18 protein-coding genes and 1 tRNA gene are annotated in these 24,692 nt (G+C 47.0%); 9 read left to right on the top strand and 10 right to left on the bottom strand.

Features of this window, described 5'->3' with window-relative positions; all coding sequences use genetic code 11:
• Window positions 1-6 precede the first annotated feature (6 nt).
• The 5 genes from AB0L18_RS01915 to AB0L18_RS01895 all read right to left on the bottom strand — a co-directional run bounded on the left by AB0L18_RS01915 (window position 7) and on the right by AB0L18_RS01895 (window position 4,418).
• Window positions 7-558, bottom strand: coding sequence for a hypothetical protein (locus tag AB0L18_RS01915; protein ID WP_367390897.1), 552 nt, complete (start codon window positions 556-558; stop codon window positions 7-9).
• Between the two features lie 147 nt (window positions 559-705).
• Window positions 706-1,719, bottom strand: coding sequence for a S41 family peptidase (locus AB0L18_RS01910; protein WP_367390896.1), 1,014 nt, complete (start codon window positions 1,717-1,719; stop codon window positions 706-708).
• Between the two features lie 144 nt (window positions 1,720-1,863).
• The gene (locus AB0L18_RS01905; protein ID WP_367390895.1) at window positions 1,864-2,667 is read right to left on the bottom strand and encodes a hypothetical protein; all 804 of its coding nucleotides are present in this window, start codon (window positions 2,665-2,667) and stop codon (window positions 1,864-1,866) included.
• 131 nt (window positions 2,668-2,798) lie between these two features.
• Entirely contained in the window at window positions 2,799-3,938 is a 1,140-nt protein-coding gene (locus AB0L18_RS01900; RefSeq protein WP_367390894.1) for a helix-turn-helix domain-containing protein, read from the bottom strand.
• Window positions 3,939-3,974: 36 nt separating this feature from the next.
• Window positions 3,975-4,418: a nucleoside deaminase gene (locus tag AB0L18_RS01895; protein ID WP_367390893.1), complete on the bottom strand. Its 444-nt coding sequence runs from the start codon at window positions 4,416-4,418 to the stop codon at window positions 3,975-3,977.
• 156 nt (window positions 4,419-4,574) lie between these two features.
• On the opposite strand from AB0L18_RS01895, the gene AB0L18_RS01890 reads away from it, so the two are divergent.
• Both AB0L18_RS01890 and AB0L18_RS01885 read left to right on the top strand, forming a co-directional pair.
• A complete protein-coding gene (locus AB0L18_RS01890) occupies window positions 4,575-7,334 on the top strand; it encodes a CotH kinase family protein (RefSeq protein ID WP_367390892.1) in 2,760 nt (919 codons plus the stop codon).
• A 251-nt stretch (window positions 7,335-7,585) separates the two neighbouring features.
• Entirely contained in the window at window positions 7,586-8,113 is a 528-nt protein-coding gene (locus tag AB0L18_RS01885; RefSeq protein ID WP_367390891.1) for a DinB family protein, read from the top strand.
• Window positions 8,114-8,132: 19 nt separating this feature from the next.
• Here AB0L18_RS01885 and AB0L18_RS01880 read toward each other — a convergent pair whose 3' ends face one another.
• Complete coding sequence (locus AB0L18_RS01880; RefSeq protein ID WP_367390890.1) at window positions 8,133-10,919, bottom strand: ATP-binding protein; 2,787 nt, start codon at window positions 10,917-10,919, stop codon at window positions 8,133-8,135.
• Window positions 10,920-11,183: 264 nt separating this feature from the next.
• Between AB0L18_RS01880 and AB0L18_RS01875 the strand changes: the two genes are divergently transcribed.
• On the top strand, window positions 11,184-13,922 hold the full coding sequence (locus tag AB0L18_RS01875) for a tail fiber domain-containing protein (protein WP_367390889.1): 2,739 nt from the start codon (window positions 11,184-11,186) through the stop codon (window positions 13,920-13,922).
• A gap of 234 nt (window positions 13,923-14,156) precedes the next feature.
• Entirely contained in the window at window positions 14,157-14,648 is a 492-nt protein-coding gene (locus tag AB0L18_RS01870) for a T9SS type A sorting domain-containing protein (protein WP_367390888.1), read from the top strand.
• Window positions 14,649-14,686: 38 nt separating this feature from the next.
• Here AB0L18_RS01870 and AB0L18_RS01865 read toward each other — a convergent pair whose 3' ends face one another.
• Together AB0L18_RS01865 and AB0L18_RS01860 are read right to left on the bottom strand one after the other, a co-directional pair.
• On the bottom strand, window positions 14,687-16,609 hold the full coding sequence (locus tag AB0L18_RS01865) for a caspase family protein (RefSeq protein ID WP_367390887.1): 1,923 nt from the start codon (window positions 16,607-16,609) through the stop codon (window positions 14,687-14,689).
• A gap of 199 nt (window positions 16,610-16,808) precedes the next feature.
• On the bottom strand, window positions 16,809-18,443 hold the full coding sequence (locus AB0L18_RS01860) for a caspase family protein (RefSeq protein ID WP_367390886.1): 1,635 nt from the start codon (window positions 18,441-18,443) through the stop codon (window positions 16,809-16,811).
• Window positions 18,444-18,685: 242 nt separating this feature from the next.
• On the opposite strand from AB0L18_RS01860, the gene AB0L18_RS01855 reads away from it, so the two are divergent.
• The 3 genes from AB0L18_RS01855 to AB0L18_RS01845 all read left to right on the top strand — a co-directional run bounded on the left by AB0L18_RS01855 (window position 18,686) and on the right by AB0L18_RS01845 (window position 22,086).
• Window positions 18,686-19,189 (top strand): DUF4920 domain-containing protein, encoded by a 504-nt coding sequence (locus tag AB0L18_RS01855; RefSeq protein ID WP_367390885.1) that lies wholly within the window; start codon window positions 18,686-18,688, stop codon window positions 19,187-19,189.
• A gap of 122 nt (window positions 19,190-19,311) precedes the next feature.
• Window positions 19,312-19,899 carry an HD domain-containing protein gene (locus AB0L18_RS01850; RefSeq protein WP_367390884.1) on the top strand — a complete coding sequence of 196 codons (588 nt, stop codon included), beginning with the start codon at window positions 19,312-19,314 and terminating at the stop codon, window positions 19,897-19,899.
• A 303-nt stretch (window positions 19,900-20,202) separates the two neighbouring features.
• Window positions 20,203-22,086, top strand: coding sequence for a S8 family serine peptidase (locus tag AB0L18_RS01845; RefSeq protein WP_367390883.1), 1,884 nt, complete (start codon window positions 20,203-20,205; stop codon window positions 22,084-22,086).
• Between the two features lie 20 nt (window positions 22,087-22,106).
• Here the strand turns inward: AB0L18_RS01845 and AB0L18_RS01840 are convergent, their stop codons facing one another.
• Entirely contained in the window at window positions 22,107-22,787 is a 681-nt protein-coding gene (locus AB0L18_RS01840; protein ID WP_367390882.1) for a rhomboid family intramembrane serine protease, read from the bottom strand.
• A 155-nt stretch (window positions 22,788-22,942) separates the two neighbouring features.
• Window positions 22,943-23,572, bottom strand: coding sequence for a viroplasmin family protein (locus AB0L18_RS01835; protein WP_367390881.1), 630 nt, complete (start codon window positions 23,570-23,572; stop codon window positions 22,943-22,945).
• Window positions 23,573-23,666: 94 nt separating this feature from the next.
• Between AB0L18_RS01835 and AB0L18_RS01830 the strand changes: the two genes are divergently transcribed.
• A complete protein-coding gene (locus AB0L18_RS01830; RefSeq protein WP_367390880.1) occupies window positions 23,667-24,449 on the top strand; it encodes a TatD family hydrolase in 783 nt (260 codons plus the stop codon).
• Window positions 24,450-24,589: 140 nt separating this feature from the next.
• A tRNA-Ser gene (locus tag AB0L18_RS01825) sits at window positions 24,590-24,677 on the top strand.
• Window positions 24,678-24,692: the final 15 nt, after the last annotated feature.

The following is a 24,692-nucleotide window of genomic DNA, read 5'->3' as shown; positions in this document are numbered from 1 at the left end:
CTAAATCTACTTTCCTCCCACCTTCCGGCCAGAAGCAACGCGGGAATTAACATCTACGCGTTGTAGCCGCTCTAAATCAACCATCAGCGCGGTATAAGCATCGTTGGCGTCTACCGTCCATTGCTGGCCGGCGTAAGTAACGGCGCCTTGTTGCCGATTCCAGTCGCTGGCCAGCAATACGTAGCGGTTGGCTACTTTTGGGTTGGGGCCGAAAATCAGGTAGCGGTCATCGCCGCCGTCTTCGAAACTTACCGCGAAACGATTGGTTTTGGGGCTGAAAAGAAAAACGCCGGGGGTACCACGGCGGAAAGTGATTTGGTCGCGTTTGCGGCCATTGACGACTTTGATTTCTCCTTGTACAATTTCTGAGTTGCCGCCGGTAAGTTCGCGGTAGAGGACAATGTCGTCGGAGAGGTAGAACTGGATTTTGCGAAGGTCGCCCTCGGTCCAGTTGTTTTCTTCGTAGAGATTTTGGGTAAAGGGGCTGAGGGTAGGGCTGCAAGAGGTAAGGAATGTTCCAAAACCAAGGAGCAGCAAGCAGTATTTGATCATCTTCATGGTTAGAATTTTTTTTCGAAGATAGGGGTGTTCACCATGTGCTGCTTGTGCGTTAAGAATCTTTAACGCGAAGTGTTAAGAGGGTTTAACTTAAACGAGAAATAAAAGCGGGTTGCTGACGTACCTGTGCCAGCAACCCATTGTGTTTTAATGGAAAACTTCAATAGCAGCTTCTAGTACTTTATCTTGTCCTGAGCGTAATTCAGTCGCTTGATTTTGAATAACGAGCGTGGGTGGAATGCCTCTTCCTTCATAGCTCGTACCATCAGCGGCACGCCAGTCGCCAATACTCATACTGTAAAGCCAACCATTGGGCAATTCTCGATTGACCGCATTGGAAAAGGCACCCGTAGTTGTATCTCCTAGTGTAGTCAATTGAGGCAAAATGCGCATGGCCAAGGCCAGGGTTTCTCCTGCACTAACGGTAGACCGATTGGTGAGGAGTACGAGCGGTTGTAAAAGAGGACTGCCTTGCGGGCTAAGGTACCATTCTTCCGGAGGGGTGAAGTCGTCAGGGCCAGGGCCGTTTTTGATAGAGGTAGTCATGTACAAACGGGTCTGGTCTGTGAAATAAGAAGCAAAAGCCTGCCCTCCACGGTCTTCACCGCCCGTATTGCTGCGGATGTCAATGATGATTCCTTTGGCATCGCGGAAAAAATCGACGATGGTTGGCATTGATTTATGGATTGATTTTTCCTCGGGTTCCCAGGCGACATAGAGGTAGCCGATGCTGTCATTGATAAATCCGTAGGTGAAGGGGTCAGCCTCTATCGGCACAGAGAGGTAATTGTCTTTAACGATATCAAGATTGAAATCACGGATGGTATCAATGCGTCCTCCAATGCCGCCCTGGAATTGGGGTAAATCACTATTGGTGGGAAGAAGGCCTACGTGACTGTCATCAAGTACGCTGAGCATACCGACCATTACATCATACAGTTCACCTTCGTGCATATCGTTATCTACTTGAGGACGATAGATTTGGTAAACGCTGTCCCAGTCGAGGTTGCGGACTTTAAATAATCCGTACAGTTGATCAAATTCGGTCCACATGGATTCAAAGTTGTCAACGGGTTGGTTACTGTAGGTAAGGTCAAATATGACTTTTTCGCAAGCAAAGAAGGAGAGGAAAAGCAGAATTAGAAAAGCAGTATTTTTCATGGTGTTTTTTTTTGCGTGAGGTGCCTGGAAGGTGGCCCGGTGAAGGGCCAGCCCACAGGGCTGAGGCGAAGGCCGAACCTGGAAGGGACCGACCCCGCCGGGGTGAAAGAATGAAAGGGGATACCCCGATGGCGGGGGCACGCCCTACCAAAAATATTGAAGCTGAAGACCTTGCTCAAACATTTTTAATGGACGCGGGAAGGAGTAGGTTAACCAGGCGAGTTGGTAGTTGATGCCAAGGGTTTTTCCTTTGGAGAGCGGGTGGTTGTAGCCGATTTGGCAGCGAGGATTGAATAAGCGGCGGAGGCTGGTCATCTTGCTTCCCTTACGTAAGTACCCCTTGAAATAATTGGTCTCATCGGGCAGTGAGGGATCAACTGCCCAATTGGGGCGAACCACACCGCCAACGACAGGTAAGCTCAAACGAGCCTGTAGCTGTCCTGATGATATTGGCCGTTGGTATTGGTATTCAGGGGCGAAATCGATCTGTGCATACTGCCAGGTGTCGCCGCTCATACCCGCCAGATCATAGCGAAGGTTGATAGAAGCACCCACCGAAGAATGATCAGTAATCTCCTTGATGACCCGAAGGTGAAAACTGCCACCGAAGCGAGACAAGGAGGGATTGACGACAAAGTCATAGGAGTCTTGGTTGCCAAAAAGATCGGGTGTTTCGTTGAAGGTACCCGACCGTTTGCCAAGATGATGGGCCTGATGATTACCAAGTTGGAGCAGGAAAGAAAGTTGTAATAAGAACTTGCCTGACCTTTGGAAACTACTCCCAACATTGAGTAGATCAGATCGGTAAAGTAAAGGGGAGGTATGCTGGTCTAGCACGTAAGCTTGTGACCAGCCCGCGGTAATACCCCAGTGGTTTTCAGCCTGGGACAGGAGAAAGTGGGGTAAGAGAACCACAAAGAAGAAAGCCAGGAGCAGTGGTGATTTCATGATGCCATTTGATTTTTGTTATTGACACAAACATGAGGTCTTTAGGGAAAAAAGGCGTCCGAAATTGTTAACTACAGGTCTGAAAGGCTCCAGTTTTCAAGGATTTTTGTAAAAGTAGCTATGTTTATAGCTCAATTGCCGGACGCTTGGGAGGAGGAGAGGTCCTTGAACTGCTTTTGATAAGCGCTGGGAGAAAGTCCGGTTGTTTTCTTGAAGGTAGCGTAAAAAGTAGACTTGGAATTGAAACCCGCCTGGTAACCAATGGCCAATAAGCTGTAGGTGCTGAAGGTAGGGTCGAGCAGTAGGCGTTTTACCTCTTCTACCCGATATTGGTTCGTGTATTCAGAAAAGTTGCTGCCACAACAGGCGCTTAGTTGTTGGGAAAGATAGCCACTGCTGATCCCCAGTTTTTTTGCGACCATGTCACGATTAAGTTGGGGATCACGGTAGAGGTGGTCTTTTTGCATTAGTTGTTCCAGGCGATGAAAGTAGAGGTTTTGTGGAGGCGTTGTTTCCGTGGTCGCTGATGAATCGTTTGTTTGGTCTTGGAGATAAGTCGATAAAATTTTACGAATCTCGAACTTTTCTTCGGCCAGTTTGAATTGCAGTACGCCTCGGTAGGTCACCCAGAAAAAAAGAATGCTTACAGCAGCAAAAATGTATCCTTCATAATCTTTCTGAGCTGCTTCGTAGCATAACCACAATCCAATCCAGAGTAGCATTACTCCCGTTGACCACCACCAGAATTCTCGGAACCAGGAGGTAGCAAACTTAGGAGGATATTTTTTAATCATTTGCCAAGACCAGCTAAAGGTAAATACGGCAAAAATGACGGTGCCAGCGTCTTCGAAAAGGTAATAACTTTGAATAAGAGGATCATTATGCAGAAGCGAGAAGTGATAAAGATGGAAGTCAACATCTAAGTCAATAATAACATTGATCAGGAGGGTGAGAGTAAAAGGCAAGTAGAGCCAGTATTGTTTAGCTGATTTGGCAAGCGGGTGATCAAGGGCATAGGCAAAATAGAGGAGCAGGGTAGTAGGGAAAAGGTATTCCCACATGATATCATATACTAAGGTGAACCAATTGTTTTGGATCCCAGACATGACAATACTGTAATTGGCACCCAGTATTGCTGTTGTCCAAAAGGTGTAACTCAAAAATCGATTGGCCTGGCTACGGAAATAAGGAGAAACAAGGAAGATAAACCCAAGTACGATGCCTTGCAAAACGCCAAGGAGAATGGTAAGGTTACTGATAGATAATTGCAAATCTAATGAAGGTCTTTTTAAGATAGATGCAAAAAACTAACGCTTACCCTGAAAAAAGCTCGACATTAAAATACTACACTCTTCGTGCAGCACGCCGTACTCTATTTTGGTTTTAGGATGGAGCAGCTCTTTGCCAAAACGCATGAAGCCTCTCTTGTCGTCGCCGGCACCGTAGACCAGGCGGTCGAGCTGGGCCCAGGCAAGTGCACCAGCGCACATGACGCAAGGTTCGAGCGTGACGTAGAGGGTGCAGCCCTGAAGGTATTTTCCGCCCAGGTAATTGGCGGCAGCGGTAAGCGCGATGATTTCCGCGTGGGCGGTGACGTCGGTCAATTGTTCCGTTTGGTTGTGACCACGAGCGATAATTTGCTGGTTGGCCACCACAATCGCTCCCACGGGGATTTCTCCAGCTTCGGCAGCGAGTTGAGCTTGTTTGAGTGCTTGGCGCATGAAGTGTTCATCACTGTTGACCGATAGCATGGACTTGTCGTATTGTTTTGGCTTCTTGCTCACCTTCTGATTAGAAAATTACCAAGGAAGGGGAATCATTTGTCAAAGGTAATACAGAATGTAAATTACACCGTGGAAACCTTCCTGAAAAAACTATCTTTCCTGATATAAACTTGCTCCAGCGATATGAATAATAAGAACTACCTCTTCTTTGTACTTTTGATTTCAGCAACTTCTTGCCTATCTGGCCAAATAGTGATCAACGAATTTTCGGCAAGTAATTACCGACAGTTTTTTGACGCCTTTGGTGGTGATGAAGACTGGATAGAGCTCTATAACCCTGCCAATGTAGCGGTAGATATCAGTGGTTATTACTTGAGTGATAAGCTAGATAATCCCACGAAATGGCAAATTCCTGCGGGTACGATTATACCGCCTAATGGTTATTTTCAAGTGTGGGCCTCTAGCCGCGATCAGTTTGATGGGGCGAGGTGGCATACCAATTTTAAAATTACCCAAACGCAGAATAGTGAAGCGGTCGTACTGGCCAATGCAGCCGGAAATATTTTGGATAGCCACGAATTGGATATCCCCAATCAGGCCGGGCACTCCCGTGGGCGCTTTCCCGATGGAGGAAGTGATTGGTATGTGTTTGTGAATCCAAGTCCTAATGCGATTAACCTTGATGCTCGACCAGAATATGCTGCGAAACCTTCGATTCAGCCAGCTGCGGGATTTTACCCAACGGGAACAGAAATAAGTATTTTGGTAGGCGACCCCAATGCAAATATCTATTATACGGTAGATGGGTCTACACCGTCTAGTGCCAGCACGCCATATACGGGCCCTTTTTCCATTAACACGACAACGGTGATCAAAGCAATCGCTTACAGTGAAGACGCTAATGTACCGCCCAGCTTTGTGGATTATCAGACCTTTTTTATTAATGAAACCTTTACGATTTCTACGATCTCTATTGCTGGTGATGAAGTAGAGGTATTGATCAATGGTGCTACCTTTTTGGAACCCATTGGCACGCTCGAACTGTTTACGGCGGAAGGTAATCGCGTGGCGGATGCCAGTGGTGATTTTAACAAGCACGGTAATGATTCGTGGAATTTTTATGATCAACGCGGTATTGATTTCGTTACGCGTGACCAATTGGGCGATGATTATGCGGTGAAGCACGAAATATTCCCCGGTAAGACCGATCGGGACAAATTTCAACGACTCATATTGAAAGCTGCGGCTAATGACAATTATTCCTTCGAGGAAGGAGGAGCACATATTCGAGATGCTTTTGTCCATACGCTTTCTCAGGAAGCCAACCTTCACCTGGACGAGCGGACTTACGAACCCTGTGTGCTCTTCGTCAATGGGCGCTATTGGGGCGTATACGAAATCCGTGAAAAGGTAGATGACCATGATTTTACCAGTTACTATTACGGGCAAAATCGCTTTGAAATCGATTTTATCAAGACCTGGGGGAATACCTGGGAAGAGTACGGGAGTATCAATGATTGGGATGCGTTGACCGCCTATATTGGTGCCAATGATATGGCCGACCCCGCTAACTATGCCTACGTAGCTGAAAGGCTGGACGTAGAGAGCCTTTTAGATTACATCATTCTTCACTCCCACAATGTATCTGCCGACTGGCTCAACTGGAATACAGCTTGGTGGCGAGGACGTGATCCTGATGGAGGAGCTCAACGCTGGCGCTACATCCTCTGGGATGAAGACGCTACGTATGGCCACTATATCAATTATACTTTTATCCCTGATCAAGGGCCCTTGGCTGATCCTTGTAACATAGAATTTATTTCTCCGACTACGGACTTTGAAGGACACTTGACGATCTTTTCACGCTTGTTTGAAAACCCTGATTTTTTTGCGCTTTACATCAATCGCTACGCTGATTTGACCAACACTTATTTAGGCTGTGATTTTATGTTGGAACTGTTGGATAGTATGATCGACCGAATCCGCCCGGAAATGCCCCGTCAGATCGACCGCTGGGGCGGAACCATGGTAGAGTGGGAAGAAAATGTAGAAGACTTAAGAAACTATATGTTGACCCGCTGTACGGTCATCGCTGATGGGATGATTGATTGCTACGAAGATGATGGTATTACTGGCCCGTTTGAACTGATGATTAACGTAGAACCAGCAGGAGCAGGTCGGGTACGTGCCAATACCGTAGAAGGCTTGGTATACCCCTGGGCTGCCACTTATTACGGCGGGATAGAGATTGAGTTAGAAGCGCTGGCGAATGCAGGCCACGAATTTGCGTACTGGGAAGCAGCCAATAATATTTTTGCCCCCGACCAGTTTGCGGCAGCTATTCAGATGAGTCTGGAAAGTAATGATGATATCACGGCCTATTTTACGGGTTTTATTCCCTGCCCTGAGGCAATCGCCGTACAAATTGAAGGCAATTACACCAGTGCTGGCCTGAATTGGCAGATCAATGGCGACCCATTGGCGTATATTGTTCGTTACCGCCCTTTGGGAACAGCTGAATGGGAGTCGCAGGCTACCCAGGATACAGCCCTGGTGTTGCAAGGGCTCGAATTTTGTACCACTTATGAACTACAAATACAAACGGTATGTAGCAGTTCTACCAGTGAGACGACGATCTATTATTTCGAGACGGATTGCACCAATGGCGCGGAAGATTTGGCTCCTATTGTGGATATTCAGGCATACCCCAATCCCTTCCAGCAAGCTTTTCGCGTAGATGTAGTGCTTGACCAAGGTGGTAAATTAGACTGGCAGTTGTTCAATGCTCAGGGGCAACTGATTCGCCAGGAATTGGGTGTTTATTTTTCTTCGGGGCAACACCGTATTGAAATAAATGACCTCGACCAGTTGAGCAGTGGTGTCTATTGGTTGCGCCTTGCCCACGAAGGTGATTTCCGACAATTGCGGATGATAAAAATTTAATTATCGTACCCTTAGAGACGTTGCACTGTAACGTCTGCATGGTTACACCCGGATGGTAATGTCTACTCACAATACCCGCGCACTGTAACGTCTGCTTGTAGGTAGACGTTGCAGTGCAACGTCTCTAAGGGGAAACGCGATGATTCTCCTATAAATGTTTACCTTAGATTAAACTATCCCCTAAAAATGGTTTTTTGTTCTGGCCAATCAATACCTTGGACAAATAGACCACCGTGTAAATCATCATAATCATGCGAGCTGCGATCCTGGATCAATTAACCTTGATGGACAAAGAACTAGACCAACTTTTTTCGGAATTAGACCATTATTCTTCTGAACAGTTAAATCGTTCCCCGGCACCAGAAAGTTGGAGTGCTACCCAGGTCTTGAATCATCTTCTGTTGTCGGAAAAATATTCTCTTCAATATTGTGAGAAGAAACTCAGCTTTGAGCCGAAGCTACCCAAGGCGGGGCTTGCAGCTGCAGCGAGAGCAGTATTTGTACGTTGGTACTTGTTTTTCCCTTTAAAGGTAAAAGCACCTGCCCTGATTAGTACTTCCGCTTTACCCAAAGAAGATAAGCTGGAGAACATCAAAACGCAATACCAAGCACAACGCCAGTTGCTTCGAACCTTTTTAGAACAATTGGAAGAAAGCTACCTTGATCGCGAAGTGTATAAACATCCCTTTGCTGGGCGCTTGTCTTTTCCTGGGATGTTTAGTTTTTTCACTGCGCATTTTCGCCATCACCGCAAGCAGATTTTTAGGGCATTGGCGTAAGAAAAAGCCTCGACATGCACTAGGCATTTAAGAAATCCTTCGGGTTTTTACCAAATCGTTCCGTGAATTTTCGGGTAAAATAGGAGGTACTCCTAATACCTACGGCAAACTGCGCTTCCATGACAGTAGCGCATTGGCGCTGTGCTAGTAGAGTACGAGCTTTTTGTAAGCGAACCTCTAAAATGAATTGTACGGAAGAAAGCCCCGTATGCTTTTTTATCAAACGCCCCATTTGTTTAGTGCTGTAGTGAATGGCTTCAGCTAAATCATCTACTTTGAAGTCTTCTTCATCCAGTCTACTCAGTAAAGTGTCTTCCAGTGTTTTTAGTAAATGCTGATCAACAGAAAGTGAGCTTGTGTCTTGGTTTTTGCTAGCGAATTTTTCCCTCTTGTGCTTGTTTTCAATAAGGTTGTTGATTCTAGCGAGTAACTCTTTAGTACTGAAGGGCTTAGTGATGTAATCATCGATGCCAAGTTGAAATCCGCGCAATTTATCTTCCTCCAAATGGCGAGCTGTTAGCAAAAGGAAGGGGATTTGTCGCCATTCTTCTTTTTTATTGATGGCTTCTCGAAGCTGAAATCCATCCATGTTAGGCATCATCACATCGGAGGTGATGGCCGAAAATGCAGAAAGGCGTAGTTGTTGTAGTGCTTGCTGTCCATCTTGGGCTAAAACACATTGGTAATGCGTTGAAAGGACTTCTAGCAAGTATTTACCCATTTCAGGGTGATCTTCCACAATCAAGAGCCTTGCTTTGTCTCCCTGGATACCCAGTGGCGCGTAGTTGGGGACACGTTGCGTTGGGCGAGTTTTTTCTTCTTGCTCAAGTTGTGCGAGTTTTGTTAACGAGGAAGATGCCGCAACACTCAACGGCAGGCTCAATTGAAAAGCACTTCCTATTCCCCATTCACTACTTACCGTAATATGCCCGCCGAGGAGTTGGCAGAGTTCTTTGGCTAGCGCAAGACCTATTCCCGTGCCGCCACGCAGATGATCACTTTTGGACGATTGGTAGAAACGTTCGAAGATTCGGGCCTGGTCTTCCGGGTGAATGCCCTGCCCGGTGTCTTTCACCGTAAAGGTGTAAATACTTTCAAATTGCTCAACGGTTAAACTTACCCTTCCCTGAGCTGCTGTAAATTTGAGGGCATTGGAAAGCAAGTTGTGGAGAATTTTCTCAAACTTATCAATGTCTAGTACTACCATCAAATCTTCGCACTGGAAAACTAACTCGTAAGTGATATTGCGGAGCTCAGCCAATGACTGGTAGGAAGAAAAAATTCTTTTCACCAAAGATTCCAGGTGAACAGGACTTTCGTGAGTGGTCAATTTCCCTACTTCGGCCTTGGACAAGTCCATGATTTCATTGACCAGGTTTAGTAATTGCTGTGCATTGCGTTGTACGATGCCTAGTTTTGTCTGTAGTGGCTTTCCTTTAATGTGTTCTAGTACATCTGCCAAAGGGCTGAGAATCAGCGTGAGTGGGGTGCGTAATTCATGAGAAATGTTGGTGAAGAAATTCGACTTTAACTCATTAAGTGCTCTCAATCTTTCGGCTTCTCTTGATTGAAATTTTAAGGCCAGCTCGGTTTTGTCTTTATTCCGCTTTTGGCGGTAATAAACAATCTGAAAACCAACCAGTGCCAGCAAAAGCACAAAACCCATGGTTCCGAGTATCCGGTTGCGAAGGTCTTTTTGCTTGATAATTTCCAGCTCTCTTTCAGCGATGGATTTTTCCAGTTGTTCGTTTTCGTAACGAGCATTGCTCTCGGCAATTTGTCGATTGAGGGTTTCGTGAAAGGTAGAGTCTTTATAGGTTGTGCTTTGCTCTAAATAATGGTACGCCTCGTCAAATTCACCTAATTCAGCATAGGCTTCAGCGAGTGCAGCGGTAGCATCCCTAATGTTGGGAAACAGAGGAATTTCTTGAGCTAGGTGCAAACTCTCTAGAAGGGGGGCAATGGCTGCCTGGCTTTCATGTTGGGCAATATAAACCCATCCTATTTCCAATAATATATCAGCAACACCTCCTTTTAAATCGTTTTTACGATGCAGTGCTAGCGCTTCTTCGAGTGCTGCCCTAGCTGCAGTTAATTGTTGTTGCTCACGATAAAACCTGGCCAGATTGTAATAGGCCCACCCTAAGCTCACCTCGTCTTCTTGTTGATCGTACAGATCAATAGCTGCCAGCAAATAATTTTCTGCCTTGACCTTGTCCTTGGTGTAGCGTGCAATTCTCCGCATGGCAGGGGCCATCATTGTTATATCCCCTTTACGGGTGAAAATATCGAGCGCTTCTTCAAGATATTGCATCCCTGTAGCGTCGTCTAGCTTATTGTAATATAAGATGAAATAGCCCATCGAATAATAAGCTTTGCCTAACAGTAAAGAGTCGTTTAAGGTGGTAGCTAGCGTTTGGCAGCGTTGCAAAATTGGCCACGACTCTTCCGGACGATCTGTGGAATTGAGGATTTCTTGCTGGAATAACAAGCAATGGAAGAGCTGTTCTTTTTGATTTTTTTCAGTTGCTAAATCTATCGCAGGGAGGATAGCCCTTTCTGCTTCCCAAGGTTGACCCAAATCATAATAATTACGAGCCAGGGCATAGCGGCATCGACAATGAAGCTCCGGGAAGACCGCCGGATCACTCTGTTCTACACACTTACGAGCGGCTGCTATGGCTGCCGATAAGTTGCCTAGTTCGGGATTGTTGGCCAGATGGAGGTAGTGCTGAAGAGCATCCTGGCTGCTGCCGGCAACGCACACAAGAATAGACAGGAATAGCAATTTGAGTTTGTTCCGCATCGTACCGATTTCAGCAAGGGGTTTGCCGCTGGTGATTTGTTGGTTACTAAGTTAATGTATTCCCAGGTAATGATGTTACGAATGTAAATGTCTTCAATCATGTGATTGATGCAGTGTTTTTTATCAGAATGGGCAAGTTCTTGTCTGAAATGAGCAATCTGCCCCTGGAGGGATGGAAGACTTTTGTGAAAAATCAAATTATCCTCTTGGTTCTAAAACCTGGTCAGGATGAACATTAACAAGAAAAGTCTAATTCCCGTACCTATGAAACGATTACTCTGCTTTGCGCTTTTGTTACTGGCTTGCGCCGGAAGTGTCTATAGTCAGGCACCAGAAAAATTCAAATTTCAAGCGGTTGCCCGCGATGCCGGAGGCAGCCCCTATCTCAGTGAAAATTTAGCGATCCGAGTGAGCTTGGTTCGTGATGGTGTTTCTGGATTGGTTGATTATGCCGAACGGCACGAAGTTACTACCTCACCTTTAGGCGTTTTCGATCTTGAAATTGGTGGCGGCTCAGTACTGTCTGGTATGATGAGCAACCTGGATTGGGGCGCACATGCTTATTATCTAAAAATAGATATAGACCCTAGTAGTGGGACCAATTACACAAATTTGGGAACCAGTCAATTACTATCAGTACCCTACGCCATTTACGCCAGGGAAGCTGCTAGTGGTCCCGGGGGAGGAGACCCCACTGATGAGTTGCAAAACCTCCTTTATGACCCCGCTACACAAACGCTGACCCTGACGGATGGGAATTCTGTAACCCTTTCATTTCCTGGAGGCAGCGATAGCCAAACACTAGTATACGACCCTACCACCGGCAACCTTATGATTACCAATGGAAACGCAGTGAATATTCCTGCTGGGGCTACCGGGCCAACTGGCCCACAAGGCCCTCCTGGTGCTACTGGCCCGATGGGGCCGACAGGTGCCCAGGGGCTCCCAGGCCCCGTTGGCCCAGCTGGTCCACAAGGCCCGGCCGGACAGGATGGTACCGGTGTGCAAATTGTGGGAACGGTAGCTACTGTAGCCGATTTGCCTCCAACCAGCATGCAGGGTGATCTGTATATCGTGCAAGCCGACGGCGATGGCTATGTTTGGGACGGAAGTATGTGGGTAAATGTAGGTCAAATTCAGGGCCCACAAGGGCCACAAGGTGCTCCCGGCCCCACCGGCCCGCAAGGAAATCCCGGTCCGCAAGGCCCACAAGGAGTAGCTGGCCCCACCGGTCCGCAAGGGCCCCAAGGCCCGATAGGCCTTACCGGGGCGCTTGGCCCACAAGGCCCGCAAGGTACTACGGGCCCTGCTGGAATAGTTGGTCCTACAGGCCCTCAGGGAGTGCCTGGCCCAATCGGCCCGCAAGGTCCCGCTGGGCAAGATGGTACCGGTGTGCAAATTATTGGTACCGTAGCTTCCGTAGCTGATTTACCTCCAACCAGTATGCAGGGAGATTTGTATATCGTGCAAGCCGATGGGGATGGCTACGTTTGGGACGGAGCCATGTGGGTAAACGTAGGCCAAATACAAGGCCCGCAAGGCCCCCAAGGTACTCCAGGCCCTGCTGGCCCCCAAGGCCCGCAAGGGAATCCGGGTCCGATAGGTGCTACGGGCCCGCAAGGTTTACCTGGCGAAACGGGCCCTGCTGGTGCTACCGGTCCACAAGGGCCCGCAGGCGCAGTTGGGCCCCAGGGAGATCCTGGCCCTGCTGGCCCTCAAGGAGCACCAGGCGCAATAGGTGCTACCGGTCCACAGGGACCTGTTGGAGCTGCTGGCCCAATGGGTGCTCCAGGCCCACAGGGTGCTACGGGTGCACAAGGTCCACAAGGAAATCCAGGCCCTACGGGTGCTACAGGACCTCAAGGTCCACAAGGCCCAGCAGGAACCTACACTGCTGGTGCGGGTATTCAAATCAGTGGCGGGGTGCTCTCCGCTACAGATGCCAGCACTACCAACGAATTACAAAGCCTCAGCCTGAGTGGTTCGAACCTGCAGATTTCGGGCGGCAACAGCGTCAATTTGTCTGGGCTGGGTGGCAGCTCTCCTTGGAGTACGAGTGGTGCAAACATCTTTTACAATGGTGGAAATGTGGGTATAGGTACGGCCAGTCCTGGCAATAAACTGCATCTGTTGGGCGACTTTAGGCTTGATGACGGAACACCCTCTGTACAGTTTTATAATGGCAATAGTTGGTATGGCTACCTTTTTCATGACGGGGCGGATATGCAGTTGGGTAACTTGTTGAATAATGCCATCCGGTTGCAAATTTTGGGTGCCGATGTAGCTACTTTCAATGAGGAAGGACTGGAATTAACCAGTGGTAGTAGTTCGCTGCTCCTCAAAGCTGTTGATGGTATTCCAGCACCTTCTATTACAGCCGGTAGTGGCGATGATTTACGGTTGATTACCTCGGGCGTATCCATTTCGGCGTCCGGTTCAGTGACGGCCAGCCCTTACGTGTTACGAGTGGTGGAGTCATCCATTTATGGACTCAATATTTACAATGCCAGTACCGAATCCGATTGGGAGCAGTATGTGACAGGAGGCGGTGCTTTTTCACTTTATGCAGACAATAATTTCCGAGGTTCTTTTGATGCGACTACAGGAGCTTATACCGCTGCCTCAGACCGGAGATTGAAGAAAGACATTCACCCACTAGAGGCCAGCCTGACGAAAGTACTGGCACTACAGCCGTCTCGTTATGTTTATCGAGATAATAATCCGGAGGGGAAAACCTCGATCGGATTTGTGGCCCAGGAGGTACAAGCACTTTTTCCGGAGTTGGTACTGGAGCAAAAAGGCGAACGAGACCAAGGCTTACTGTCGGTAAATTACGGTGGTTTTGGGGTGTTGGCTATCCAGGCTATCCAGGAGCAACAGGTTCAGATCGAACAACTCGAAAATGCGTTGGAAAAAGCATTGGCACAACAGGCCGCACAGGAGGAACTGATGAAGGCCGTTGAGCAACGTTTACAACAATTAGAAGCTATTATTAGGGAGTAGTCAGATAACCTGGTACGCCCGCTAGCCCTCAACGGGCGGCGGACGTACCGGGTTTTATGCTCTGGATGAAAGATCGGGATGCGCCGTGCGACCCTGCTTGGTTTGTACCTATTAGTCGTAGGTGTTTTGTTGAGGATAAGGTAAGGACGGCAAGAGCGATTCCGTGAAATATTAATAAGGAACAGTACGGAAATAAAAATCACACTTTATTTTTTGCGCAATACTAATACCAAAATGAAAAAATATCTATTGTTTTTTTTAGGCTTCAATGCCTTGTTGATGAATATGCTTACAGCTCAGGATATGCCGCGCACGGTAGTGGGGAGCGCAGGCGATTATTACCAAAATATACTGGTCGGCAACCTGCATTGGACAGTAGGTGAAATTGCAGTTAGCCGTCACGAAAATGGACTAGAACTGGGCGAAGGATTCCATCAGGTATATTATGACCTGTTGGTGTTGGCTGAGGAGGAACTACCGGAAGATTGGGAGATAAGCGTTTATCCTAACCCAACTACGGCCTGGTTAAAGGTTCGTTTTCCGCAAACGGAGACCTTGTCAATAAAGCTCTTTGATCTTCAAGGGCGTTTACTGGCGAATGGGGGCACAGTAAGTGGCGAGGCTACGCTAGATGTTGAGCTCTATCCCGCAGGCGTTTACCTGCTACAGCTACAAGCAGAGGATGGCCGCCAGCGAACTGTGAAGGTGATGAAGTTAGCAAGGTAATTGGGTAAGCTCCGCCACTTGTTGTTAAAAAAACAAGTTTAGCGGAGTACCGCAACAGGCATTCGTTGGTCGTAATTTCCCTGAATAACGGGGCTTTGTTGGAAGCGGGTATAAGCCGTAACCTGTTCCCCAATGTAGCGGTAAAGTTCTTGAACCCTGATGACTCCATCGCCATCCTGGTCGGCTTCCCCCTTGAGGCCACGAAGTAGGAAGTGGCTGAATACCCCTTGGCGGAGGCCACTGGATTCGAGCGATGTTTCTTCTGCTTTGGAGGACATGATCAGTGCTGTACCCCTTTGAGCATCGGCGAGGTTTTCGTAGTAACGACTTAATACATCCGGAAGTTGGCCTCCGCGGGCAGCAAGGAGCCCTCCAGAGTGGCAGGCATCCGCCAGGCATAGTTTGTAACCAGCAGCACTGCGATCCAACATTTGCTTGATTTCCTGGTGGGTAAGTAAATTGTCGGCACCGTTGTAATCAATGGGCAAAAAAGCACCAGGAATGCCGTGGCCGGAAAAATAGAGGATCAAGAGATCGTCAGGCCCTGCTTGGAGAAAGAGCCGTTGCATGGCTTCCAGGATATTTTTTCGGGTGGCATCTTCGTCGATCAAGACCTGGATGCGTTGGTCGGGGATAGCTCCCCCCTGAGGGCTTTTTAGGAAGGCAAACAAGCGGTAGGCATCATCATCGGGAAAGCGAAGAGCAGGCATGTGTTGGTAAGAAGAGACGCCAATGATGAGGGCCCAGGTTTTGCCACGCTGGGTAGCACCAGAAGGCTGGGGCGTTGCGTTGGTGGTGCGGGTGTTACCGAGGTATTTGCCCGCGGCCCAAAGGCCTTCAAAGATATTGCCACTTTTTTCGTAGTAAGTGCCATAGCCGGAAAAAGCACCCGCTTCCATCTCGCCTTCGTAACGATCGCCGTTTTGATATTGCACCAATCCATGACCGTGGGGCTTGCCATTGAGGAAGCTCCCTTCGTAGCGATCTCCTTGCTGGAAGCGATAGGTGCCGAAGCCGTTTTGGCAATTGCCACTGAGGCATCCTTTGGTTTGGTCGGCGGTTCGCGTAGGGAGGAAACCTCCTTCCAGCCAGTCACCTTGCATGATATTGCCATCCGTACAAACTCTGCGCCCTTGTCCATGGGGTAGGCCATAGGCAAACTGTCCACGGTAGTAGTCGCCGTTGGGATAATAGAAAACGCCCTGTCCATGGGGTTGTCCGGCAAGAAACTGACCTTCGTAGCGGCTACCATCGGCATAAGCATAGATGCCTTGTCCGTCTTGACAGTTGCCCTGCAAACAGCCCGATTGCAAAACGAGGGTACCATTCAGCGAAAGGAAATCTTGACCAGCTCTTTGGTATAAGCCATTTTGGGTAATAGGCTGCCCTCGTCGCCATTGTCCGCTAAATTGCTGCCCATCAGGCCAAATTTTGGTACCATAACCTTCTGGATAGCGGTGTTGCCATTGGCCTTCGTAGCGGCTACCATCGGCATAAGTACAGATGCCTTGGCCATGGATCTCGCCATGAAGGAATTGCCCTACGTATATCGCTCCACCAGGAGTGAGGTAGGTACCGGTGCCGTTGGTGCAGTCTCCCGCCACGCAACCAGGCTGAGCCGCACCTTTGGGTTGGTTCATCACAGGGTGATCTTTTCCCTGGATCAATCGACCATTGCGCCAGTAACCTTGCCGGAAACTTCCGTCAGCGTACCAGTAAATACCTTGTCCGTGGGGCTTCCCTTCGTAAAACTGACCTAGGTATCGCTCGCCATTAAGATGATAAAGGGCCCCTTCACCAGCGGGTTGAGCTTGCTTGAATGTGCCACTATAGCGCTTCCCGTCGGGGTAACGAAAAATACCTTCCCCATTCTCACAGTTTCCTTCGAGGCATTGAGACTTTAGTGAGTGCCCAAATACCAAGAGAAGAAAGGGGCAGATCAGTAAAGTTGACCAGGGCATCGAAAAGAAGCTTTTGTGGGATAGTTGCATGGGGCGTTTAGTAATTTGACGGAAATAACTTATTCCATTTTTTCCAACGATTCGCGAATATTTTCACGCAAGCTCCTTTTAGTTGCTTGCTTAGAAAATTTTAGCGAATCAAACCTGCCTACCTGCGGTACGCAGGCAGGAATGGAATAAGTTATTTTTGATCCGTCACTTATCGGATAACGGAAACGGGCATATTGTCGTCAAAGGTTCCGGTGAGGGTAGGCGTTTGAACGTTGCCAGTATATTGTCTTACCCTTTGGTGAACAAAGTTAAACAACTCTCTGACGGTGATCAAATTATCGGAGTTGGTATTCGCCTCTCCTTTTAATCCGCGGATGAGGAAGTGACTGAATATCCCAGAACGTAAGCCGCGGTCTTCCAGCGAATATTCTTCGCCTTTAGACGATAGCAAGAGCGCAGTGCCGCCACTGCTGGCATTCAACGCGTCATAATATTCTTGAAGGGCAATATGGATAGGTGCACGTGCTGCCAGGAGGCTACCTGCGTGGCAAGCATCGGCCAGTACAAGCTTGTGTTTGGCGCGACTTTGGCGCAAGATGTCTCTGATTTCTTCGTGTTCCAGGCGGTTAGCAAACCCATCATAATCTACAGGGAGAAAAGCACCTTGTAAGCCGTGTCCGGAGAAGTAGAAAAGGATCATATCATTGTCGTCGGCTCGAAGAAAAACGGAACGCATCGCATTGAGAATTCCCTGGTGTGTTGCATCTTCATCAATCAAAAGTTGAATCTGATGATCAGGCAAGGCACCTCCTTCGGGGCTTTTCAAAAAGGCATACAGTTGGTAAGCATCATCATCGGTGTAGCGCAAAACCGGCATGTGGGTATAGCGAGCAGCACCCACAACTACGGCCCAGATTTTTACTTCTGCACTCCTATCCACCCTTACTGTTGCTTGTGCTTCTTGTTGAGAGGTAAAGAGTTCGCGAACGGGAACACCGTGTTCCCAAATGGCGCCTACGACCTTGCCGTTAGCGTAGTACATCACTCCTTTACCGTGTGGCGCGTGTCGATTCCACCCCCCCTCATAGCGATCACCGGAGAAATAGTAAACAGAACCAATACCATCAGGAATACCCTGGCTGAAATCACCGTAGTACTGGGATCCATCTTGGTAACGGAATTTACCTTTTCCTGAATCACAGTTTTGGGTATTGCAGTCGCGCAGGCTGGTGGTATCACCGGAATAGGCCATCCGGCCCCAGTCAGCCAGGTATTGATTGTTCTCCCATTGGCCGTTGATTTGTTCACCATTATTGTAGTAGAGTGTACCTAAGCCTTGCCGTTTATTGTTTTCCCATTCCCCTTCATAGCGGCTGCCATCGGCGTAATACATCGCACCAGTACCTTGAAAAAGGCCGTCTTTCATTTGGCCTTCGTAGCGATCATTGCTTTGAAAACTGTAGGTTCCTTGGCCATTAGGCTGACCGTTGCGCCACTCGCCATCGTAGCTGTTGCCATTAGCATAATTCATGATTCCCTGACCATGGAATTTTCCAGCTTTGAAAATGCCAAAATATACATCGCCATTAGCAAAGGTCATACGTCCCTTTCCCTCACGTTCCTGTTCTAGCCAGTTGCCAACGTATTTAGAACCATCTGCATAGTAGAGAATGCCCTCTCCGTGCATTTTCCCTTCTTTGAAATCTCCGATATAGCGGGCTCCTCCAGGAAAGCTATAAGTGCCATAGCCGTTGAGGCAATTGCCTTTGTTACAGCCAATTTGCGCGGACAGTGCCAAACTAGTAAATATAAACAGGCAAAAAAGAATGAGCGACTTGTTCATGATAAGATTGTTTTAGGGACAATTGGATTTGCAAAAATAGCGAGAAGCAGATTGAATCAGGGTGTCATAAAAACCTTATTTTGAGTATACTTATTGCACCCTTTTTTGGGAATTAATACTTTTTTAAGTCAGTGATCACAGGTGTTTTAAGGGAACGGTGGGTTTTTACAAGAAACCGGTTTGGGGGGTAATGGATTTTAACATAATTTATCTACAATTACTTATTTTTGCAGAAAAAAAACATGAAGTACTTTTTTCAATTATTTACATTCATCGCTATTGTAGGATTCGGAACAGCTTGTGGTTCCACTGGGCAGTCTAAGGCCATGGCTTCTGAAAATGCGGAATCAGGCGACCAAACTTTTGGCGCTTCTTTTACGCCTAAGGCCATCGTTGCTTATGAGGACTTATCGTCAAAAGTGACAGATACCGACAGTTTGGCTGTTACGGTGCAAGGTACTGTGGCCGAAGTTTGTCAAAACAAGGGGTGCTGGATGAGCATCACCAACGGTGAGGGAGAAGACATGATGGTCCGTTTTAAGGACTATGGATTCTTCATGCCTAAAGATATTTCTGGCCGGGAAGTGATCATGAATGGGAAGGCTTTTTACCAGGTTACTCCCGTAGATGAACTTCGTCATTACGCAGAGGATGCGGGCAAATCTCAAGAAGAAATTGATGCCATTACCGAACCCAAGCGGGAATTGAGTTTCCTTGCCGATGGCGTTATTTTGGTAAAGAAATAATTATAAAATAATAGGAATGGGGTTTCCTCATTCCTATTATTTATGTAGATTAATCCCCATTAATGCAACACCCGTAGGGTGCAGGTCGTTAATGACACAAGAATTGCTACAGTAATTACAGTATGGATTACCTCGGTGCTAAGGCTGATATTTTAGGGAAACTCACCAATGAGTTACCCCAATCACTTTATTACCATGGCTTGCACCATACACTCGATGTATTATATGTAGCGGAGGAGTTGTGTGCCCTTATGCGCATCTCAGCCTACGAGACGATGCTTTTAAAAACCGCTGTTTTGTATCACGATGCCGGGTTTATGTTTTCCAGTCTTGATCATGAGTTGCGGGGGTGCGAAATTGCTCGGGAAGCCTTGCCTGCATATGGTTATTTTGCTTCAGAAATTGAACGAATTTGTGGAATGATCATGGCAACTAAAATTCCACAGACACCTCGTAATCCTCTAGAAGAGATTATTTGTGATGCAGATTTGGATTATTTAGGTCGCCCCGATTTTTATTCCATTGGTGCTACTCTTTTCAAAGAACTAGAAGCTGCGGGTATTCTTAAATCCGAGGAAGAATGGAACCGTATTCAGGTCCGTTTTTTAGAAACGCATGCCTTTTTTACGCCCGTCAATATACAGCGACGCCGGCCGAAAAAGCTACAGCATTTGGCCAACTTGAAAGCCTTGGTTGCGACCTATTCGTAGATGATCGTTCATCCTGAAAAAGGATGCCTCCCCTTCGTTTTAGCTGTAAATTGCACTACGCTTGCCTGTTCTGCTGCAAGTGATATTTACCTTGATTCTAGAAAAATATCGAAAAATTGTATTTCACTGGCAGCGTTGCCAATGTTTGATACGTTTTTAGAGCAGTTTGATGATATAGGCGTTGAAATTTTAAGGAAAAGCAGTCCCAACTTTATACTCACTAGTTATTCCAACACGAAGTAGGGCCTGCTTTTCTTATTTCCTTTTCTTATCTTTCGGATTCATCCAAAATCCAAAACACCTATGTCTACAATTTCTGTAAAAAGTGGTAAGGGAGAATTAACGCTGCACAAGAGTAAGCAACTTGTAGGCTTGAAATCAGTGGCCGCTCGCAGCCTTGAAAAACAGGCGTTTGTGGAGAAAGAAGTGCTGGCAAATCTGGGTGGATTCCAGGTGGTTACGCTCGAAGGCCAAAATAATGACATAGACGTCCAGTTAGACAAGGTACGTAAGGAAGACGTCGTAGCAGTAGGTACCCACGTGTATTTTGCAGAAGGGAGTAACCGCCCAATGATTCCAACGGGAGAAATTTATATCACTTTTGAAGATGGGGTCGGACCTGACGAGCAACAAATAGTGCTGGATGAATATGCTTTAAAGATTGTAGACCGGCGTTCGACGACCTTCCTGGTGGCAAAGGTGACTGCTCAATCGCCCAACCCGCTAAAAGCAGCAGCAGCGTTACAGGCACTTTCCTTGGTGTCGACGGCAGAGCCGGATATAGATATGCCAATGGATGAATATGCCTTCGTTGCGCCCAACGATAGCCTACTCACACACGAGTGGCACCTGGATAACCCGGGGTTTGTGATTGATGCCAATTTTCAGCTAAAGAAAGGCGCTGATTCTCGGGTAATAAGTGCCTGGAATCGATTAGGAAATACCGGTAGTTCATCCATCACAGTGGCGGTCATCGATAATGGTTTTGATACCAACCATCCTGATTTGCGAGGTAAGATGCACAAACCTTATGATCTCTGGACGCGTACTTCTCAATTACCCCAAGGAGATACTCGGTTTACCCATGGTACACCTTGTGCGAGTGTAGCGATTGCTGCCAGTAATGGACAAGGTATTGTCGGTGCTGCTCCAGGTGTGCGATTTATGCCGATCCACGGTACGTCTTTCAGTGCAGCCACGACGGAAGAAATGTTTGACTACTGTGTGCGAAATGGTGCTGATGTGATTAGCTGTTCTTGGGGGACAACGGATGCTCGGTACAGTTTGAATGCCGTAAAAGAACAAGCTATTGCTCGCGCCGCTCAACAGGGTAGGGGAGGAAAGGGCTGTGTTATACTCTATGCGGTAGGCAATGATGATCTTAATTATGTGAATTATTATGCAGCTCACCCGGATGTCATTGCGGTGGCGGCGAGCACTAGTCAGGACACCCATGCCAGTTATTCTAATCGCGGCCGGGAAGTGACCATCTGTGCACCATCAAATGGTGATTGGCCCATCATCGCAGCCCGAGCTTCCTGGGATGAGGGGCTGACTTGGGAAACGGGTAACTATAAATTTTGGCGAGACGGACGAAGCCGTGGTGATAATTACAAGCACTTTGGAGGAACCTCCAGCTCGACACCATTGGTGGCGGGAATTTGTGCGCTTATCCTGTCCGCTAACCCTTCCTTGACAGCGAGAGAGGTAAAATCTATCCTACAACGTACCGCAGATAAAATTGGTGACCCCTCAGAATATGATAGCAGTGGGCATTCGCTGAAGTATGGATTCGGCCGAGTCAATGCAGATAGAGCTGTTGCCGAAGCACTTCGATTAAAAGATGCCGCACAAACTACGCCTCCTGCTCCAATTCCAGAGGTGACTGACAATATCAGTAGTGGTCGAGGCTTATTTCGCTTTGACGTGCGCAAGCAAGATGCCAAGGGCTGGGGAGTACAGATTGGTGCTTTTTACGAGTACGGTAATGTGTTGATCCAGGCCGAAAAATTGCAAAAACAATTTAATGCACCGGTGATCGTGAGCATTAATGAGCTAAATGGTAAAACGGTCTATAAAGTTACCATCGGTGCTTATGATTCCTCAGCGGCGGCCAATGAGTTATTGAAACGCGTAAAGGGCGCCGGGATCAGTTGTTTCTTACGTAATCTGTCCGATTTGGCTTAACCAAAGGAATTGTTTAGTTGCTACTCCTTCTTTCTATTGAAGATATCTCGAGGAAGAAAATATTGCTCTTCTTCTTGTTCCATTTCATAGCTGGGCTTTCTGCGGATTTCTGCTTCTTCAATACGTTGGCGAAACCAGTAGGCTGTGAATATCCCCACAAGAGCTCCGAGCAAGTGCCCTTCCCAGGAAACACCCTCTTGGGTAGGAAGTACCCCCCAGATCATGCCACCATAGTAGAATACAATAATTAAGGAGATCGCAATAGCTCGGATATTTCGCCGGAAAAAGCCGGTAAAAGCAAGGAAGCTAGCCATCCCATAAACCACCCCGCTGGCGCCGATATGATAATTGGCGCGATTAAAAGTGGCAAAGAGTGCTTCAGGGTCGGCAAATAGCCACATGGTTATCCCTGTCCCCAGGTAAATGAGCAGGAGTACAGAAAATGCCACCCTTGGATAGAAGAAAATAATCATGGCCATTAAAACCAGAAAGGGTGCCGAATTGGACAAAAGGTGGGCCCAGCTGCCGTGCAGGAACGGAGTAGTAAAAATACCACGTAGCGCATAAGTTTTACGAGGTGCAATACCATAAATAAACCACTCGGAAGCTGTTGCTTGTTCCAGTATGAAAACCAACCAAATGATGGCTAACAAAGCCAGTGGCCAGCCTATTGCTTGCTTAAGTCGTTGGGTGAAAGCCATCTTTGAATATAGAATTAGGAAAAAAATAAGCATCATTAGCTTGGCGAATGCCAGGCTAAAATAAAGATAACAACTAATTCCCCTTTACGGCGGTGTTAACCTACCGATTCTCGTGCTTTTTCTACGAAACGTTCCTGTGCACAGGATGAAATCAATTATTTTCTGCCAAAATCGGCTGGAATTTCTCCCCAACTTTCGGTATCCCATTTTAGGATGGGATTAGAATAAGTGTTGGTTTTTAACCAATTTTCACCTCTGGTTATTAATTCGTAGAGCGTGGCAGTCCTAGCATCGTTAACAAGATTGGTCTTAACCTTTTTATTCCTGACCCAGGCTATAGCAGTAGCAGAATCGGTATAGATGGGTAGATTGGGAAGATTTTGTTTTTGTAAGAGGGCTAATCCGTGCACAATGGCAAGAAATTCTCCAATATTATTGGTCCCTAATGGAAAAGCCTGGTGAAAAATTTGGTCTTTACTTTTGGTGTCAACGCCCTGGTATTCCATTGGTCCGGGGTTGCCGCTACAGGCCGCGTCGACGGAGAGGCTCTGCCATACAATCTGGGAGCGAGGTGTTCCACCAGTTGACTTCGATTTTGGTGCACCACTACTCAGATAGGTTTTGGGGCCTGCTTTTAGTGCTTGTTCGGCTTCTTTTATGGTGCCAAAACTTTTGAACAGCGCACCTTGGTACGCTTTGATTTGTTCCTGAGCTTTGTTCCAGTCGTCATAAATACCGGGCATATGCCCTTTCCAGATAACGTAGTATTTTTTCTTTTTTGCCATGCCGCTAAGTTAATGTAAACAATGGTCAGAACCCACCAAAAAACATCCAAATAGAATCTATACCTTTGCGGGCAAGAAAAATATTGGAATAAATATGTTGATTGATACTCACGCTCATTTATATGCAAAAGCTTTTGAAAATGATCGGGCAGCGATGATTGAGCGAGCGGAGGCTGTTGGTGTTAAGCAGTTTTTGCTGCCAAATATTGATGAATCATCGATTGCCGGCATGTTAGCATTAGAAGCAACTTATCCAGGGCGTTGTTTTCCAATGATGGGATTGCACCCTTGTTCGGTAAAAGAAAACTATCTTACCGACTTGGCTTGGGTGAGAGAATGGCTAGAAAAACGCGATTTTGTCGCGATAGGAGAAATTGGTATTGACCTCTACTGGGATAAGACGTTTATTGAAGAGCAAAAGGCGGCATTTCGACAGCAAGTGGAATGGGCTTTGGAGTTTGATCGGCCGATTGTTATCCATGCAAGAGAGTCAATTGACTTGCTAATCGATATGATTAAAGAAATTGGTGATCCTAATTTGAAAGGCGTTTTTCATTGTTTTACAGGAAATGTAGCCCAAGCACAGACAATTATGGAATTAGGGTTATATTTAGGGGTTGGTGGCGTTTTAACCTTCAAAAATGGGGGGGTGGATAAAACTTTATCAGAAATTTCTTTAGAGCGAGTAATCCTAGAAACAGATGCGCCTTATTTAGCTCCTATTCCTTATCGAGGAAAACGTAACGAAAGCGCTTACGTTCAAGAGATAGCAGTTAAATTGGCGTCAATCAAAGGATTGTCTTTGGAAAAGGTTGCATCAATTACCAGTGAAAATGCCCAGAAATTGTTTAACTTACCGACCTTACAAGAAAATTAGTAAAGGATCTGCAAGGAAATAATCAGGGAGGAAGGCTTAAGTGTTTGCCACTGAAACCGAAAAAAATTTTGATTATTAGCTTCTTTTTACAATTTTTGCGAATGTTTGTTACATCTTACAACCCTATTTAAAAAATAACCGGAGAGGTGCTCGAGTGGTTGAAGAGGCACGCCTGGAAAGCGTGTATACGGTAACCCCGTATCGAGGGTTCGAATCCCTTTCTCTCCGCAGCAAAACAATACA

Source organism: Lewinella sp. LCG006, from assembly GCF_040784935.1.
Classification (GTDB): Bacteria; Bacteroidota; Bacteroidia; order Chitinophagales; family Saprospiraceae; genus Lewinella.
This window is presented reverse-complemented; position numbering and strand designations above follow the sequence as displayed.